Here is a 15,777-nt window from a genome sequence, read left to right on the forward strand (position 1 = left end):
TGTCCCATTATGGAATGAGTTCCAAATAATGAAACTCGGTTTTGTATATTGAAATCCTAACACGGAATCGCTTAGCCTTGTCAACAATGCCGATGGACGAAGTTCAAAATCAATCGCCGCGGCAGGGGGAGGACAGCGATGAACCGCGTGGATCGCGAGGCGAAGGGGGACGGCACCGTCGGCAAGGCGCTCGACGTACTTGACCGCGTGGCGGCTTTCGGGCGCCCGGTCAGGTTCGCCGAACTGCTCGAGACCTCGCCGTTTCCCAAGGCGACGCTCTACCGTTTCGTTCAGACGCTCACCAATCAGGGCATGCTCAGCTTCGACGAGGAGCGGCACACATATGCGCCGGGCATCCGGCTCGTGCGTCTTGCTCATGCGGCGTGGGAGCAGTCGTCGCTGGCGCCCATCGCGCGGCCTCACGTGGATGCGCTGGCGCGGGCAACGCGTGAGACGGTGCACCTGGCGCAACTCGATCATGCGCAGGTGCTCTATGTGGACAAGCGAAACGCCGAAGAGGCGGTGAAGATGTATTCCTCGGCCGGCAAGGTGGGCCCGGCTTATTGTACCGGGGTCGGCAAGGCGATGATGGCCTTCCTGCCCGAGCCAGAACTCCAGGCGGTTATCGACCAGCAGAGCTTCCACGCCTTCACGCCGGCAACGCTGATTACCGAGGCCGCTCTCAGAGAGGAGTTGGCGGCGATCCGCGCGCGGGGCTACGGCTTCGACCGGGAAGAGCACGAGGCGGGAATCATCTGTGTCGCTGCGCCCATCCTGTCCGCATCTGGCCAGATTCTGGGTGCGATCTCGGTCACGTCGACGACGGCGCGGCGGACACTGAACGACCTGGAACAGCTCGCGCCGAAGGTGCGGGGCGCCGCAGAACGCATCGCGGGAGAGGCACGCCACTGGCGGTTTCCCGACAAACTCAAAGCAGATCAACCAGCAACGGGGACCGTACAATGTCAGGAGTGACACTGAGTAATGTGATCAAGCGCTATGGCGATGTGCAGGTCATCCATGGCGTCGACCTCGGAATCGAAGACGGGGAGTTCTGCGTCTTCGTCGGCCCCTCGGGCTGCGGCAAGTCCACGCTGCTGCGCATGGTGGCGGGTCTGGAAGAAACGACCGACGGCAAGATCAACATCGGCAGCCGGGACGTGACCCGGCTCGACCCGGCCGAACGGGGCGTGGCGATGGTGTTCCAGACCTACGCGCTCTATCCGCACATGACGGTGGAAGAGAATATGGGCTTCGGGCTGAAGATGAACGGCCACCCCGCCTCCGAGATCAAGGCCAAGGTGGCTGAGGCGTCCAAGATCCTGAAACTGGACGAGTATCTCAAGCGGAAGCCCGCGGCGCTCTCGGGCGGTCAGCGCCAGCGGGTCGCCATCGGGCGCGCCATCGTGCGGGGGCCGGAAGTGTTCCTGTTCGACGAGCCGCTCTCGAACCTCGACGCGGAGCTCAGGGTCGAGATGCGGGTCGAGATCGCGCGGCTCCACAAGGAAATCGGTGCGACGATGATCTACGTGACGCACGACCAGGTCGAGGCGATGACGCTGGCGGACAAGATCGTGGTGCTCCGGCTCGGCAATATCGAACAGGTGGGCGCACCGCTCGATCTCTACCGCGATCCGGACAACCGCTTTGTCGCGGGCTTCATCGGTTCGCCCGCCATGAATTTCATGGCCGGCCGCGTGCAGGGTGGCGCGGTCGAGGTGGCCGGGCTGGGGCGTACCGTGACGCCGCAGGTGACGCTGCCGGGCGAGGGAACGGCCGTGACGGTGGGGATCCGGCCCGAGCACGTCACGATCGATCCCTCAGGCGACAGCCACAGCGTTGACCTGACCGAAGCTTTGGGCGGTGTCAGCTATGCCTATCTGACGTCCGACACGGGCGAGCGCATGATCGTGGAGGAGCGGGGCGATATCCGTTCCAAGGAAGGCGACCGTGTCGGACTGCGCTTCGACGACGCGCGCATATATCTCTTCGACAGCGCCACAGAAGCCCGTATCCGCTGATAAAAGGGGCATGGCGCGAGGCGCGCCATGCACGTGATGCCTTGCGCCGTCCCCATCGATTGCTGCGCAATCGCCGGGGCCATCGCGATGCGCTCCGCGCGGGGATATTTGTGAACAGGCGAAGGACAATTCGAGTCAAATTGTCCGGGATTGGCGCCTGAAGCGCTGGCGCTCGGCCCCCCGGCACGAGGACCGGAGGGCTTCGCCTGTTACGGTCATCGGCGTCCCCGCCTGTACCGTTCACGCAGATAATTCGCATTTGATTAAAATTGCGTTTCGCCTGTTCCGAAATATCCCGGGGGAGGCGCCCGAAGGGCGGCGGGGGCAGAGCCCCCTCTTTTACCGCGTTGAAATCCGTGTCACAGGGCCGGAATGGACATGGATATCGTGATCGAGGATGACCGCTGGCGCGCCGCGGGGCTGGAGGCGGCGGCGGAGCGGGCCGTTTCGGCGACGCTGGCGCATCTCGGCGTGGAGAGCCCGGGCGAGCTCGTGCTACTGGCCTGTGACGACGCGCGGATCGCGGAGCTGAACGAGACCTTCCGCGGCAAGGCCGCGCCCACCAATGTCCTGTCCTGGCCCGCGGCCGAGCGCGCGGCCAGTGAGCCGGGTGCGCGCCCCGCGCGGCCTGCGACCAGGGAAGACCTTGGCGATCTCGCCATTTCCTTCGACACCTGCCGCCGCGAGGCCGAAACGGGCGGATTGCCGCTTCTTCAGCACGCCACGCATCTTCTTGTTCATGGAACCTTGCATCTTCTGGGCTATGATCACGAAAACGATGCCGACGGCGACTTGATGGAATCGGTCGAGGTCGCGATACTTGAAGGGCTTGGCCTGCCGAACCCATATGATACGGACGGCGGCGGGCCGGTCAGCGATGGAAAGGATTGATGGGCGATACGACGGACGGATCCTCTAACGCAGCGCAAGGCGCGCAGCAGACAGAGGAAGACGAGGCCGGACGGGGCTTTTTCGGGCGCCTGTTCGATGCTTTCGGAGCGGGTGAGGCCTCGGATGACGCCGTGCCTGGAACGGCCATGGTTCCCGCCGCGGGGACACCGGCGGGCGGGCTTGCCAACCTGACGCATATGCGCGTCGAGGACGTGATGCTTCCCAAGGTCGAGATCGTCGCGGTTCCCACCGACATCGGCAAGGACGACCTCGTCGAGGTGTTCCGGCAATCGGGGCTGACGCGGCTGCCGGTCTACAAGGGCACGCTCGATTCGCCCGTGGGCATGGTCCATCTGAAGGATTTCGCGCTGCGCCACGGCTTCAACGGCTCGGGCGAGCGCTTTGCGCTGTCGCGGATGCTGAGGCCGCTTCTTTTTGCGCCGCCCTCCATGCCGATCGGTGTTCTCTTGCAGAAGATGCAGTCCGACCGCGTCCATATGGCCCTGGTGATCGACGAATACGGCGGTGTCGACGGTCTCGTGACCATCGAAGACCTGATCGAGCAGGTCATCGGCGAGATCGAGGACGAGCACGATATTGCCGAAGGACGCTTCTGGACCGAGGAGGCGCCGGGCTGTTACCTCGTTCAGGCGCGGACCCCCGTCGACGAGTTCGAGACCGAGATCGGACGCCGCCTTGTCGATGAAGAGGACGAGGAAGAGATCGACACGCTCGGCGGTCTCGTCTTCATGCTGGCGGGCCGCGTGCCGGCCCGGGGCGAGGTGGTCGAACATCCCGACGGGCTGGATTTCGAGGTGGTCGATGCCGACCCGCGCCGGATCAAGCGGTTGAGGGTGCGTTTCGGCGTGGCGAAGGCCGCGGAGTGACGGGGACGCACGGCGCGTGACGGGCCGCTGGGCACTTCTGGCGCTCGGTCTGATCGCCGGCGCTGTGGCGGCGCTTGGTCATGCGCCCTTCGGGCTCTGGCCGCTTGCGCTGATCGGGTTCGCCGGTCTCATCGCCCTGATCGTCCGAGAGGTCACTCCCCGCCGCGCCGCCTGGGCGGCCTGGGCCGGGGGCGCTGGTTATTTCGCGGTTGCGCTGCACTGGATTGTCGAGCCCTTCCTTGTCGATGCCGCCACCCATGGCTGGATGGCGCCCTTCGCTCTGGTCTTCATGGCGGGTGGGCTGGCGCTTTTCTGGGGACTGGCGGCGTGGCTGGCCCGACGGCTGGCGGGCGGCGGGGCTCTGGCCGTGGCGCTGGGGCTGGCGCTGGCCGAAATGGCGCGTGGCCATGTGCTGACCGGTTTTCCCTGGGCCTTGCCGGCCTATCTATGGACCGACACGCCGGTCCGGATGAGCGCGGCGCTCTGGGGACCCTACGGTTTGACCGCGCTGACCCTCGTTCTCGCGGCGCTGCCCTCGGTCGGGCTGTCCCGGCTCTGGCGCGGAGGGCTGACGCTCGCGGTGCTGGCGGGTCTCTTCGGTGCAGGCGCGATCGTCGGCCTTTGGGCGAAACCGGGCGAAGAAATCCTGGACAGGCCGTCCGTGCGCCTCGTCCAGCCCAATGTGCCGCAGGACGAGAAATGGAACCCCGAGCGCGCGCCTGTCTTCATGCGGCGCCTTCTGACTTCGACTGCTGCAGGCGAAGCGTCGCCGGACCTGATCGTCTGGCCGGAAACGGCGATCCCCTATCCTTTGGACATCGCCGGGCCGGTTCTGGCGCGTGCTGCGATTGAGGCAGGGGGCACTCCGCTCATCACCGGACTCAACCGGCGGACCGAAGATGGTCAGTGGTTCAACGCGCTGGTGACCGTCGGGCCGGGCGGCGAGGTGACCGAGACCTATGACAAGGTGCACCTCGTGCCCTTCGGAGAATACATTCCGGGCCGGATCGACCTTCTTCGGCGGATGGCGGCCTTTACGGGCTTCGGGTTCACCCCCGGCGCGGCGGTCCGGGCCATTGACACACCTCTTGGCCGCGCCGTGCCGCTCATCTGCTACGAGGCGATCTTTCCGGGCCATATCGGTCGTGCGATTGAGCGTCCCGACCTTCTGATCCAGATCACCAATGACGCCTGGTTCGGCACTTTCGCCGGACCGTTCCAGCATCTGGAGCAGGCGCGATTTCGCGCGGCAGAGCAGGGGCTGCCCCTGATACGGGCCGCGAATACCGGTGTCTCGGCGGTGATCACCCCCACGGGCGAGGTCTTCGCGAGCCTTGGGCTGGGCGAGGAGGGGTATATCGATGCCGAGGTGCCGCCCCCCCTGTCCGCCACCGTTTACGCCCGGATCGGTGACCTTCCGGTCGCTGCGTTGCTATTATTGCTGTTCACCGCACTTTCCCTGACCTCGATGCGCAACCGGATTGCAAACAGGCGCAAGCCGGGATAGGCGAGCAAAACCGCTACAACGGCTTCCTGGCGTGGCGGGGTACTTTCTTAACGGAGCGATCCCCAATGAACCGGCAAGACTATACCTTCACTTCGGAGAGCGTTTCCGAAGGCCATCCAGACAAAGTGTGCGACCGGATTTCGGACGCCATCCTCGATGCCTTTCTCAGCGAAGAGCCCGAGGCGCGCGTGGCCTGCGAGACCTTCGCGACGACCGACCGGGTTGTCATCGGGGGAGAGGTGGGTCTGAGCGACCCCGAGCGTCTGTCGGTGTACCTCGACCGCGTCGAGGCCATTGCGCGGGACTGCATCCGGGACATCGGCTATGAGCAGGACAAATTCCACCACGCCACCTGCGAGGTGACCAACCTGTTGCACCGGCAGTCGGCGCATATCGCGCAGGGCGTCGACGCGAGCAACAGCAAGGAAGAAGGTGCGGGGGATCAGGGCATCATGTTCGGCTATGCCGTCCGGGAGACGCCCGAACTGATGCCGGCGCCGATCCATTATGCCCATGCGATCCTGAAACGGCTGGCCGAGGCGCGGAAGAGCGGCGCCGAGCCGACGCTCCGCCCGGACGCCAAGAGCCAGATCAGCCTCCGCTACGAGAACGGCAAGCCGGTCGAGGTGACCTCCATCGTGCTGTCGACCCAGCACGAGAGCGAGGATCAGAGCTCGGACGACATCCGCGCCATCGTCGAGCCCTATATCCGCGAGGTTCTGCCCGATGGCTGGCTGACCGAGGCCACCGAATGGTGGGTGAATCCCACCGGCACGTTCGTGATCGGCGGACCGGACGGCGACGCGGGTCTGACGGGCCGAAAGATCATTGTCGACACCTATGGCGGGGCAGCCCCCCATGGCGGCGGCGCGTTCTCGGGCAAGGATCCGACCAAGGTGGATCGCTCGGCCGCCTATGCCGCGCGGTATCTGGCCAAGAACGTGGTGGCCGCCGGCATGGCCGAGCGCTGCCTCATCCAGTTGTCCTATGCGATCGGCGTCTCGAAGCCGCTTTCGGTCTATGCCGACACGTTCGGCACGGGCGAGGTCGACCCTTCGGCCATCGAACGCGCGGTGGCCAAGGTCATGGATCTCAGCCCCCGTGGCATCCGCGAGCATCTCGACCTCAATCGGCCGATCTACAGCCGGACGGCGGCCTATGGCCATTTCGGGCGCGCACCCGAAGAAGACGGCGGTTTCTCGTGGGAGCGGACCGACCTGACCGAGGCGCTGAAGGCGGCTGTCTGAGGGGGGGCCGCCCCCTCGGCCCCGTTGCCGGGGCCTCACCCCCGGAGTATTTTGCCCAAGAAGAAGGGGTTAGGGATGCGGTTCACAGTTGCGATCGACGGGCCTGCGGCGGCGGGCAAGGGCACCATCAGCCGCGCCATTGCGGCGCGGTTCGGGTTTCAGCATCTGGACACCGGCCTTCTCTACCGCGCCGTGGGGCGGCGGGTTCTGGACGGAGCGCCTGCGCTGATCGCCGCCAGCACGCTGCGCCACCGCGATATCGCGCGGGATGACCTCCGGACGCAGGCCGTGGCCGAGGCGGCAAGCCAGGTGGCGGCGATCCCCGAGGTGCGCGCGGCGCTCGTCGAGTTCCAGCGCGATTTCGCGCGGGCCGAGGGCGGGGCGGTTCTGGACGGGCGCGACATCGGGACGGTGATCTGTCCTGGTGCCGATGCCAAGCTGTTTGTCACCGCCAGCGCCGAGGTGCGCGCGCGGCGGCGCTTCGACGAGCTGGGCGGCGAGGCGAGCGGCACCGATTACGAGACGGTACTGGCCGAGGTCCGCGCACGCGACGCCCGCGATATGGGCCGCGCCGACGCGCCGCTTGTTGCGGCGGAGGATGCCGTCGTGATCGACACGAGCGATCTGTCCATCGAGGCGGCGGTGGAGCGGGCGGTCGAGGCTGTGCTTGCCGCGAGCGCTCAGCCGAGGAACACCTGACCTTCGGGATAGCGCACGCGGGGCTGCGACCTCACGGCGAGGAAAAAGCCAAGCGTCAGCGGGCCGAGGCGGCCGAAGAACATCATCACGATAATGACCGCGCGCCCGGCCTCGGACAGCTCTCCGGTGGCGCCGCGCGACAGGCCGACGGTGCCGAAGGCCGAGGTGACCTCGAACACCATGTCGAGAAAGTCGCCCTCGTATGTGATCGACATCAGGAAGAGCCCGGCGAGCACGAGGAACAGGCTGACCGTAGTCAGCGCCAGCACTTTCATGACCTCTTCAAGGCCAAGGCTCCGCCCGAAGACATGCAGGCGTTCCTGCTTTCGGAAGAAGGCGATGGTGGCGAGGATCAGCACGATCAGCGTCGTGACCTTGATGCCGCCCGCCGTCGAGGTCGGCCCGCCGCCCACCACCATCATCGTCATGGTCATCAGCGTCGTGCTGGTCTCCATCTCTGCGTAATCGAGCGAGTTGAAACCCGCCGTGCGCGGTGTGACCGCCTGAAACCAGCTGGCGAGCAGCTTGGTGCCGGTGCCTTCGAGCGCCCCGAGTGTGCCCGGATTGTCCCATTCGAGCGCGGCGACCAGAACCCAGCCCGTCAGGATCAGCACGGCCGAGCCCGTGAGCATCAGCTTGCTGTGGAGCGACAGCTTCCGCCAGCGGCGCATCCGGTAGAGGTCGGTCAGCACGACAAAGCCCAGCCCGCCGATCATGAACAAGAGCGATATGGTGATCGTGACCACCGGGTCGCCCACATAGCCCGTCAGACTGTCGGGAAAGAGCGAGAAGCCCGCGTTGTTGAAGGCGGATATGGCGTGAAAGATCGCCTGCCACGTGCCCTCGGCCCAGCCGAACTCCGGCACGAAAACGGTCATCAGGATCAGCGTGCCCGCCGTCTCGCAGAGAAGCGCCACCATGATGACCGCGCGTACCAGTGCGCCCAGTTCGGTTAGTGATGTCTGACCCAGTTCGTCGCGCAGGACCAGACGTTGCGGCATCCCGATGCTGACGCCCAGCATCGACAGAAGAAGCGCGGCGAAGGTCATCAGCCCCAGCCCGCCCACCTGAATCAGAAGCGCGATCACAATCTGGCCGAGAAGGGTGAAATCGCTGCCCGTGTCGACCACGACCAGCCCCGTCACCGTCACGGCGGAGGCGGCGGTAAAGACCGCATCGCTGAGGGTCACGTCGCCCGAGTTGCTGACCGGCAGCCACAGAACGAGGGCGCCAACGCAGATGAAAGCGCCATAGATCACCGCCAGAACGGCCGGCGGGCTCAGCCGTCGCCGGGTCAGCGACAGGCGGACGCGTCCCGCGAGGCTCATCAGTGCAGGCTGTCGCCGAAGTCGCGCAGCTTGCCGCGCTCGCCCAGAAGGATCAGCAGGTCCTTTTCCTTGAGCGGGCAGGGTTCGCCGTCGCGGCCCCGGAACTCGGTTCCGCGCATCACGCCGAGGCAGCGCAGATCGAAGCGGGTGTGGTCGAGGTCGTCGAGCGATGCGCCGTCCAGGCTGTCCGGCACGCGGAAACTGACGATGTGAAAGCCGTTACCGAGGCTGGCGAAATCCCGCACCATCGGGTTGTTCATCATCTGCGCCACGCGCTGGCCCACCTCGGCCTCAGGGTGGATCACCCGCGAGACGCCGAGCTTCAAGAGGATCCGGTGGTGGTTCTTGGAGGCGGCCTTGGCCCAGATGTCGCCCACGCCAAGGGTCTTCAGGTTCATCGTGGCGAGGATGCTGGCCTCGATATCCGAGCCGATGGCCACAAGACCTATTGTGCATTCCTCCAACCCCGCCTCGCGCAGCGCCGCGTCGTCGCGTGCGTCGAGGATCAGCGCCTGCGCCAGATTGTCGGCCTGTGCGTTGACGCGCTTGGCATCGATATCGACGCCGATCACGTCATTGCCGAACCGCGCCATCTCGGCGGCGACGGTGCTGCCGAAGGTGCCGAGCCCGATGACTGCGACGGTACGACGTTTTCTGGACATATCGAGGCCTTTCCCGAGCCTTCAGACGATGTGCTTGCCGACCGGCAGTACAAAGGTGATCCAAGCACGCTTCGCCGTTTTCCCTTCAACGCAAATTCGCAAGAGCGCGCTTTGGTTCCCGCATTGGATGTCAGGCTGTCAACGTGATCAGAACCAGCGCCTGACCCGCCCAGCGTAGTCTGCATATGTCTTGCCGAACGTTTCGGCCAGATAGGTCTCTTCCGGCCGGATCATCCAGCGGTCCAGAACGAGGGCTGCGAAAAACGCGGCGCCGATCAGCCAGAGCGCGTCGAATGCCAGCGCGCCGCCAAGAATGGCGACGATCGCGCCGAGGTAATTTGGATTGCGGGACCGGGCGAAGGGACCGCCAGTGACCAGTTCCGTGGTCGGCGCGCCGGGCAGCGAGGGTTGTTCGGAGGCGTCCAGAGTGCGCTTCGACCACGTGATCAGCCCAAACCCCGCCCCGACGATCAAAAGCCCCGCGACAAGGGTCAGTGTGCGCGGCCCCCCAAAAGAGGTGGGCAGGAACCATTCCAGGGTCAGTCCCAGTGCGATGAGCGGGAAGATGACGACGTCGCTGATCTTCCAGGGGTTTTCATGTGCTGCAGAGGGTGCGGTCATGGCGACAGGGTGTCGGATTCGCCCGCGCGGGGCAACGGGCCTTGCCCTGAAGCGCGAAACGCCCTATAGAGCGCCCGTCGAAGCGGCGGGACAGTCGTGAACGCGAAGACTTGAGCAGGGTCGGTCACCGCCGACCCTTCTTGTTTGCGGCACGCGGCGTCCTGACAGAGACCAACCCAAAGACCGGCGGACCCAACCGCACGGCCAGTTAAAAACCGAGAAAAGGACTGAACAGCCACATGGCTCAGAACGCATCCATGGAGGAATTCGAAGCCCTCCTGAACGAAAGCTTCGAAATCGACACGCCTGACGAAGGGTCTGTTGTCAAAGGCAAGGTCATCGCCATCGAGGCGGGACAGGCCATCATCGACGTCGGTTACAAGATGGAAGGCCGCGTCGAACTCAAGGAATTCGCAAATCCGGGCGAAGCGCCCGAGATCGCAGTCGGCGACGAGGTCGAGGTGTTCCTTGACCGTGTCGAGAACGCCCGTGGCGAAGCCGTCATCAGCCGCGACAAGGCCCGCCGCGAAGCCGCGTGGGACAAGCTCGAAGCCGCCTATGCCGACGACGCTCGCGTCGAAGGCGCGATCTTCGGCCGCGTCAAGGGTGGCTTCACCGTCGATCTGGGCGGTGCCGTCGCGTTCCTGCCCGGCTCTCAGGTTGATGTGCGCCCCGTGCGCGACGCCGGCCCGCTCATGGGTATGAAGCAGCCCTTCCAGATCCTGAAAATGGATCGCCGCCGCGGTAACATCGTCGTGTCGCGCCGTGCCATTCTGGAAGAGAGCCGCGCCGAGCAGCGCGCCGAGGTCATCGCCAAGATCCAGGAAGGCGACTCCGTGGACGGCGTCGTCAAGAACATCACCGAATACGGCGCCTTCGTCGATCTGGGTGGTGTTGACGGCCTTCTGCACGTCACCGACATGGCATGGCGCCGGGTCAACCACCCGAGCGAGATCGTGTCGATCGGTGAGACGGTGAAAGTCCAGATCATCAAGATCAACAAGGAAACCCACCGCATCAGCCTCGGCATGAAGCAGCTTCAGGACGATCCGTGGGATGCCGTCGAAGCCAACTACCCGCTTGGCTCGGTCCATCAGGGCCGCGTCACGAATATCACCGACTACGGCGCGTTCGTCGAGCTGGAAGCCGGTGTCGAAGGTCTGGTCCACGTCTCGGAAATGAGCTGGACCAAGAAGAACGTCCATCCGGGCAAGATCGTCTCGACCTCTCAGGAAGTCGACGTGATGGTTCTGGAAATCGACAGCGCCAAGCGGCGCGTGTCGCTGGGCCTGAAGCAGACGCAGCGCAACCCGTGGGAAGTCTTCGCGGAAACGCACCCCGTCGGCACCCATGTCGAGGGCGAGGTCAAGAACATCACCGAATTCGGTCTGTTCATCGGTCTCGAAAACGACATCGACGGCATGGTCCACCTGTCGGACCTCAGCTGGGACCAGCGGGGCGAGGACGCCATTCAGGACTATCGCAAGGGCGACATGGTCAAGGCCGTTGTCACCGAGGTCGATGTCGAGAAGGAGCGGATTTCGCTTTCGGTCAAGGCGCTCGACGACAGCTTCACCGAAGTTGTTGACGGTGTGAAGCGCGGCTCGATCGTCACCGTTGTCGTGACCTCGATCGAGGATGGCGGTATCGAGGTGGAGTACGAGGGCATGAAGTCCTTCATCCGCCGCTCCGACCTGTCGCGCGACCGGGCCGAGCAGCGCCCCGAGCGGTTCTCGGTGGGTGACAAGGTCGACGTCCGCGTCACCAACGTCGATCCCAAGACCCGCCGCCTGGGCCTGTCGATCAAGGCACGCGAGATCGCGGAAGAAAAGGAAGCCGTGGAGCAGTATGGCTCGTCCGACTCGGGCGCGTCGCTCGGCGACATCCTTGGCGCCGCGCTCAAGGGCGACGACAAGTAATTACCGGCACCGTCCGGACCGAAAGGCCCCGCCAGACCGGCGGGGCCTTTTTCTTTTGTGCGGTCCTCGCCTTGCCACGGACTTTCGACCATACCGGTCGGGCCAACGCCGGCAGTTCGTCAGGGAAGGGTAAAACGTGCAGAGGGAACGAGTGGCCATCCTCGTCACGCTGATAGCCGCAGCGGCCTGGGGCCTTTTCTGGCTGCCGATCCGCGCCTTCGAAGAGGCAGGGCTCGGGGCGGGCTGGACCACGCTCGCGATCTTTCTGACACCGGCGCTCCTGCTTGTGCCGTTGGCAACCTGGCGCCGGATGCGAGGGCTACCCGCAGGCGCGGGTCAGGTTCTGCCGGGCGTTCTGGTGGGGGGTGCGGTCGTTCTCTACTCAGAGAGCCTGCTCTGGACCGATGTGGCGCGGGCACTGATCCTGTTCTACGTCACGCCCGTCTGGGGCACCGCGCTGGAAATCCTCCTCCTTGGCCGCCGCCTGACCCCTGCGAGGGCGCTGGCGCTGATCCTTGGCCTTCTCGGGCTTGTCATCATCCTTGGCGGACGGACCGGCGTGCCGCTGCCGCAGAACGCGGGCGACGTGATGGCGCTGGTGGCGGGCATGCTCTGGGCGGTGGGCAGCATGCGCGTTCGGATGACGCCGTCGCTCTCCGCCTTCGAGGGGGTCTTCTCCTTCTTCCTCTATGGCAGCCTCGCCGCGCTCGTCATCGTCTTCCTGCCGTTCCAGCCGGACGCTGCCGCGCCGTCCGGGGCCGACATGCTGCAGCTCGCGCCATGGCTGATCGTAGCGGCGCTTGGCTTTGTCATCCCGGTGGTCTGGGGTCTGATCTGGGGCGCGAAAGAGATCGACGCGGGGCGCTTGGGCATCCTTCTGCAACTGGAAGCGATCGTTGGCATAGGCAGCGCCGCGATCCTGACCGACGAACCCTTCGGCCTGATCGAGGCAACAGGCGCGCTTCTGGTCATCGGGGCAGGTGTGGTCGACGTTCTGGGCGACCGCCGGAAGACCGTGCTCTAGCGTCCCTCACCCCACGCTCAGCAAGAGCCGCACAAGCGCGGGCTGAGCATTCACGCCGGTCTTCTCGAATATCCGTGTCAGATGCGTGCGCACCGTGTTCGCGCTGATCCCCAGACGCTCGGCCACACGGGGCAGGGGGTGACCATTGGCGATCTCGCGCGCCACATGCACCTGCGTCTCCGACAGGCCGAAGATGGCTGCGGCGGCAGCAAGCCGGCGGGCAAGCTGATCTGCGCCGCCGATATCGACATATGTCACCCCGTCGCTGACCGTCACCACGCAGGTCACGATACCGCCCTCGTCATCTTCGCCCAGAACCACGGGGCAGCGGAACGCGTCGCCCGTGTCGTGGATATAGCTGAACTGATCGAAATATCCGTGGAGCGTGGCCGCGCGGGAGATCGCTTCCTGAAGCGCGCTGTCCCATGCCGGGCGGCGCGCCCTGAGGCGGTCGTGCGATACCGTCAGGCCCGGATGATCGCGCAGGCTCTCGTGGGCCTCGTCGCTCATCCAGATGACATGCCCTTCGGCGTCGAGCGCGATGCGCGGCGCACCCGCAAGAACCGAGCGCTTGGTGATGAACGCATTGTAGACGATCTTCCAGCGGCCCCGATGGCGCTCGACTATGCGGGTCTCGAAATTCTCGCTGATGCGCCCATCCGCGTGGTGCGTGATCCCCTCATAGGTGGCCCACGCGGTATCCCGGTCGATGGTGATCGAGTATTCGCGCTTCTCGAAGGCGACCATGTCGCAGCGCTTGCCGCGCGCGATGGCGCTCATCGTGTGGTCGTAGATATTCTGCCAGCCACGATGCACGACAAGCCCCATACCGGGCCCGGACATGACATCTGTGGTGCGGTCGTCATGCAGATAGCAATCTTTCCATGCCTCGATGTCGCCCACCATGAAAGACCGGGTTTCTTCGTGAATGACGGCGCGGACCGCGTCCTCGTCTGTCAGGTGGATCTGTTCGGCAAGGCTCATGGCGAAGGCTCCTTCTCAGATGCAGTCTACTCGGCAGGAACGCCTGGCGCAAAGCGGGCCTCAGGAGAGCCATCCGTCGGTCGCGAAAACCAGGTGCGAAGGGCTGCAGCCGTGCGCGCCACCGTGGTGATCGGATTCGTCGCGTGGTCCTCGTAGAAGGCCTGTTCGGTCCTGTTGCCGCTGCTGCGGGGCGCCCGCGAGGGGCTGGCAAGATAATGTGTCGGGTCCATGTCGTCTCTCCTTCAAGGATTTCGATATGCATCCGTAATGACACGTGCTGGCCGCATGACCTGTCATCCGATCGTGGGACAGGGGCGGAAAAACCGGCGAAAACATCACTGGGGCCGGCTGCGAATCGCGTGCGTGCTGCAGCGCGGCACCGGCGGCCGCGCAATACTCGGTCCTTCGGATTCCGTTGGGGAAGCCTGATTATCCACGGAATTCAGCACTATAGGCTGAAGATTCCGCGCTTTTGGTATGACAGATCTGTTTCGGCGCGGCGGTATTCGGAATATAATCGGCCAGAACCGGGCGCCCCATCTGCGGGAGATGATCCGGACATAACGATGTCAGAACCATCCCGGGGGGAAGCATGATCAGATCCGAACTGGTCCAGAAAATCGCCGACGAGAACCCCCACCTTTATCAACGCGACGTCGAACGGATCGTGTCCACGATCTTCGACGAGATCATCGAGGCCATGGCCCGCGGCGACCGGGTCGAGCTTCGGGGCTTCGGTGCCTTTTCGGTCAAGAAGCGCGACGCCCGCGTCGGGCGGAACCCGCGCACCGGTGACAGCGTTCAGGTGGAAGAGAAACACGTGCCGTTCTTCAAGACAGGCAAGCTCTTGCGGGATCGTCTGAACGGCAAGGAATAACGGGGCTTCCATGCGCTATATCCGCTCGGCCGTACTTGCCGTCATCGCTATCTTTCTAATTACGATCGCGCTCGCCAATCGCGGGCCGATGACGCTCAGGCTGATGCCCGAGCCGCTTCAGGCGCTCTTCGGTATCGACTGGGAGGTGACGCTGCCCGTATTCGTGATCCTCGTGATCGCGGTCGCCGTCGGCGTGTTCCTTGGTTTCGTCTGGGAATGGGTGCGCGAGCACAAGCACCGGGCCGCCGCCACGACCGAGCGGCGCCAGCGGCAGGAGCTGGAAAAGCAGGTGCGCGCCACCGCCCCCCGCGAAAAGGGCGGCGATGACATTCTTGCGCTCGTCGAGAAAAGCTGACACCCCACCGGCCATGCGCCCAACCGTCCGAACCAAGATCTGCGGGCTGAAAACGCCCCAGACCGTCGCGGCCGCCGTATCGGCCGGCGCGGCTTATGTCGGGTTCAACTTCGTGCCGAAGTCGCCGCGCTACGCCGCGCCCGAACTGGCGCGCACGCTGGCGCTCGATGTGCCCGAGGGCGTGGCCAAGGTCGGCCTCGTTGTCGATCAGGACGATGCGGCGCTCGACGCGCTTCTCGAGGTCGTTCCGCTCGATTTCCTGCAGCTCCACGGGTCCGAGGCGCCCGAACGCGTGAGCGAGGTGCGCGCGCGCTATGGTCTGCCCGTGATCAAGGCGGTGGGCCTTCGCGACGCCGAGGACCTGCCCGCCATCGCTGCCTTTGAGGCCGTGGCCGATCAGGTTCTGGTGGACGCCAAGCCGCCCCGCGGTGCAACGCTGGAAGGCGGCAACGGCGTCACCTTCGACTGGCGCCTGATCGCCGGACGTAAATGGTCCAAGCCCTGGATGCTTGCGGGCGGCCTGACCGTCGAGAACGTCGCGCAGGCGGTGTCGCTGACCGGCGCGCGACAGGTGGACCTGTCCTCGGGCGTCGAGACCGCGCCGGGGGTCAAGGATGCGGCGCTCATTCGCGCCTTCCTCGCGGCGGTGCCGTAAAGGGGGGCGCTGCCCCCCGAGGCCACGGGCCTCTCCCCCCGGAGTACTTTCGCCAAGAAGAATGAGCACCGGTCCGGCGCAGCCGGTGAAAGGTCCGGTG

At 65.2% G+C, this 15,777-nt stretch carries 17 protein-coding genes and 1 riboswitch; of the genes, 12 read left to right on the forward strand and 5 right to left on the reverse strand.

Translation table 11 applies throughout. From position 1 onward, the window contains the following. The first annotated feature begins 138 nt into the window (after window positions 1–138). From GQ651_RS15020 to GQ651_RS15050, 7 genes are all read left to right on the forward strand, one after another. Window positions 139–975 (forward strand): IclR family transcriptional regulator, encoded by an 837-nt coding sequence (locus tag GQ651_RS15020; RefSeq protein WP_160765015.1) that lies wholly within the window; start codon window positions 139–141, stop codon window positions 973–975. Beyond that, window positions 963–2,021 (forward strand): ABC transporter ATP-binding protein, encoded by a 1,059-nt coding sequence (locus GQ651_RS15025; RefSeq protein WP_160765016.1) that lies wholly within the window; start codon window positions 963–965, stop codon window positions 2,019–2,021. Before GQ651_RS15020 ends, GQ651_RS15025 begins: the two co-directional genes overlap by 13 nt. A gap of 372 nt (window positions 2,022–2,393) precedes the next feature. Then, window positions 2,394–2,912: an rRNA maturation RNase YbeY gene (gene ybeY, locus GQ651_RS15030; RefSeq protein WP_160765017.1), complete on the forward strand. Its 519-nt coding sequence runs from the start codon at window positions 2,394–2,396 to the stop codon at window positions 2,910–2,912. After that, window positions 2,912–3,799, forward strand: a complete 888-nt coding sequence (locus GQ651_RS15035; RefSeq protein WP_160765018.1) for a hemolysin family protein — start codon at window positions 2,912–2,914, stop codon at window positions 3,797–3,799. Before ybeY ends, GQ651_RS15035 begins: the two co-directional genes overlap by 1 nt. 16 nt (window positions 3,800–3,815) lie before the next feature. Then, window positions 3,816–5,306, forward strand: a complete 1,491-nt coding sequence (gene lnt / locus GQ651_RS15040) for an apolipoprotein N-acyltransferase (RefSeq protein ID WP_160765019.1) — start codon at window positions 3,816–3,818, stop codon at window positions 5,304–5,306. 7 nt (window positions 5,307–5,313) lie between these two features. Then, a riboswitch (SAM-SAH riboswitch) is annotated at window positions 5,314–5,364 on the forward strand. 7 nt (window positions 5,365–5,371) lie between these two features. Beyond that, on the forward strand, window positions 5,372–6,553 hold the full coding sequence (gene metK / locus GQ651_RS15045) for a methionine adenosyltransferase (protein WP_160765020.1): 1,182 nt from the start codon (window positions 5,372–5,374) through the stop codon (window positions 6,551–6,553). A gap of 75 nt (window positions 6,554–6,628) precedes the next feature. Then, window positions 6,629–7,252 (forward strand): (d)CMP kinase, encoded by a 624-nt coding sequence (locus GQ651_RS15050; RefSeq protein WP_160765021.1) that lies wholly within the window; start codon window positions 6,629–6,631, stop codon window positions 7,250–7,252. Here GQ651_RS15050 and GQ651_RS15055 read toward each other — a convergent pair. The 3 genes from GQ651_RS15055 to GQ651_RS15065 form a co-directional block, all read right to left on the reverse strand. Further along, a complete protein-coding gene (locus tag GQ651_RS15055; protein ID WP_160765022.1) occupies window positions 7,234–8,580 on the reverse strand; it encodes a TrkH family potassium uptake protein in 1,347 nt (448 codons plus the stop codon). The genes GQ651_RS15050 and GQ651_RS15055 overlap by 19 nt on opposite strands. Further along, window positions 8,580–9,242: a potassium channel family protein gene (locus GQ651_RS15060; RefSeq protein WP_160765023.1), complete on the reverse strand. Its 663-nt coding sequence runs from the start codon at window positions 9,240–9,242 to the stop codon at window positions 8,580–8,582. Before GQ651_RS15060 ends, GQ651_RS15055 begins: the two co-directional genes overlap by 1 nt. Before the next feature lie 147 nt (window positions 9,243–9,389). Next, window positions 9,390–9,863, reverse strand: coding sequence for a methyltransferase family protein (locus GQ651_RS15065; protein ID WP_160765024.1), 474 nt, complete (start codon window positions 9,861–9,863; stop codon window positions 9,390–9,392). A gap of 239 nt (window positions 9,864–10,102) precedes the next feature. Between GQ651_RS15065 and rpsA the strand changes: the two genes are divergently transcribed. Together rpsA and GQ651_RS19055 are read left to right on the forward strand one after the other, a co-directional pair. Continuing rightward, the gene (rpsA, locus tag GQ651_RS15070) at window positions 10,103–11,782 is read left to right on the forward strand and encodes a 30S ribosomal protein S1 (protein ID WP_160765025.1); all 1,680 of its coding nucleotides are present in this window, start codon (window positions 10,103–10,105) and stop codon (window positions 11,780–11,782) included. Between the two features lie 136 nt (window positions 11,783–11,918). Next, the gene (locus GQ651_RS19055; RefSeq protein ID WP_160765026.1) at window positions 11,919–12,806 is read left to right on the forward strand and encodes a DMT family transporter; all 888 of its coding nucleotides are present in this window, start codon (window positions 11,919–11,921) and stop codon (window positions 12,804–12,806) included. 6 nt (window positions 12,807–12,812) lie between these two features. On the opposite strand, the gene GQ651_RS15080 is transcribed toward GQ651_RS19055, so the two are convergent. Continuing rightward, entirely contained in the window at window positions 12,813–13,790 is a 978-nt protein-coding gene (locus GQ651_RS15080; RefSeq protein ID WP_160765027.1) for a LuxR C-terminal-related transcriptional regulator, read from the reverse strand. A 26-nt stretch (window positions 13,791–13,816) separates the two neighbouring features. After that, window positions 13,817–14,020, reverse strand: coding sequence for a hypothetical protein (locus GQ651_RS15085; RefSeq protein ID WP_160765028.1), 204 nt, complete (start codon window positions 14,018–14,020; stop codon window positions 13,817–13,819). Window positions 14,021–14,367: 347 nt separating this feature from the next. Between GQ651_RS15085 and ihfB the strand changes: the two genes are divergently transcribed. From ihfB to GQ651_RS15100, 3 genes are read left to right on the forward strand one after another with little or no spacing between them, the layout of a single operon-like run. Then, complete coding sequence (ihfB, locus tag GQ651_RS15090) at window positions 14,368–14,667, forward strand: integration host factor subunit beta (protein WP_160765193.1); 300 nt, start codon at window positions 14,368–14,370, stop codon at window positions 14,665–14,667. A 10-nt stretch (window positions 14,668–14,677) separates the two neighbouring features. Next, complete coding sequence (locus GQ651_RS15095) at window positions 14,678–15,022, forward strand: LapA family protein (protein ID WP_160765029.1); 345 nt, start codon at window positions 14,678–14,680, stop codon at window positions 15,020–15,022. A gap of 13 nt (window positions 15,023–15,035) precedes the next feature. Then, window positions 15,036–15,677: a phosphoribosylanthranilate isomerase gene (locus GQ651_RS15100; protein WP_160765030.1), complete on the forward strand. Its 642-nt coding sequence runs from the start codon at window positions 15,036–15,038 to the stop codon at window positions 15,675–15,677. Window positions 15,678–15,777 lie beyond the last annotated feature (100 nt).

The sequence above is a fragment of the Kangsaoukella pontilimi genome, assembly GCF_009830125.1.
In the GTDB taxonomy this organism is placed as follows: domain Bacteria; phylum Pseudomonadota; class Alphaproteobacteria; order Rhodobacterales; family Rhodobacteraceae; genus Kangsaoukella; species Kangsaoukella pontilimi.

Bases quoted from the DNA above. Each gene is read 5' to 3' on its own strand.
- GQ651_RS15055 (WP_160765022.1), bottom strand. From the start codon at position 8,580: ATGAGCCTCGCGGGACGCGTCCGCCTGTCGCTGACCCGGCGACGGCTG.
- metK (WP_160765020.1), top strand. From the start codon at position 5,372: ATGAACCGGCAAGACTATACCTTCACTTCGGAGAGCGTTTCCGAAGGC.
- GQ651_RS15025 (WP_160765016.1), top strand. From the start codon at position 963: ATGTCAGGAGTGACACTGAGTAATGTGATCAAGCGCTATGGCGATGTG.
- rpsA (WP_160765025.1), top strand. From the start codon at position 10,103: ATGGCTCAGAACGCATCCATGGAGGAATTCGAAGCCCTCCTGAACGAA.
- GQ651_RS15050 (WP_160765021.1), top strand. From the start codon at position 6,629: ATGCGGTTCACAGTTGCGATCGACGGGCCTGCGGCGGCGGGCAAGGGC.
- GQ651_RS15085 (WP_160765028.1), bottom strand. From the start codon at position 14,020: ATGGACCCGACACATTATCTTGCCAGCCCCTCGCGGGCGCCCCGCAGC.
- GQ651_RS15095 (WP_160765029.1), top strand. From the start codon at position 14,678: ATGCGCTATATCCGCTCGGCCGTACTTGCCGTCATCGCTATCTTTCTA.
- GQ651_RS15080 (WP_160765027.1), bottom strand. From the start codon at position 13,790: ATGAGCCTTGCCGAACAGATCCACCTGACAGACGAGGACGCGGTCCGC.
- GQ651_RS15060 (WP_160765023.1), bottom strand. From the start codon at position 9,242: ATGTCCAGAAAACGTCGTACCGTCGCAGTCATCGGGCTCGGCACCTTC.
- GQ651_RS15020 (WP_160765015.1), top strand. From the start codon at position 139: ATGAACCGCGTGGATCGCGAGGCGAAGGGGGACGGCACCGTCGGCAAG.
- GQ651_RS15100 (WP_160765030.1), top strand. From the start codon at position 15,036: ATGCGCCCAACCGTCCGAACCAAGATCTGCGGGCTGAAAACGCCCCAG.
- ybeY (WP_160765017.1), top strand. From the start codon at position 2,394: ATGGACATGGATATCGTGATCGAGGATGACCGCTGGCGCGCCGCGGGG.
- GQ651_RS15035 (WP_160765018.1), top strand. From the start codon at position 2,912: ATGGGCGATACGACGGACGGATCCTCTAACGCAGCGCAAGGCGCGCAG.
- GQ651_RS15065 (WP_160765024.1), bottom strand. From the start codon at position 9,863: ATGACCGCACCCTCTGCAGCACATGAAAACCCCTGGAAGATCAGCGAC.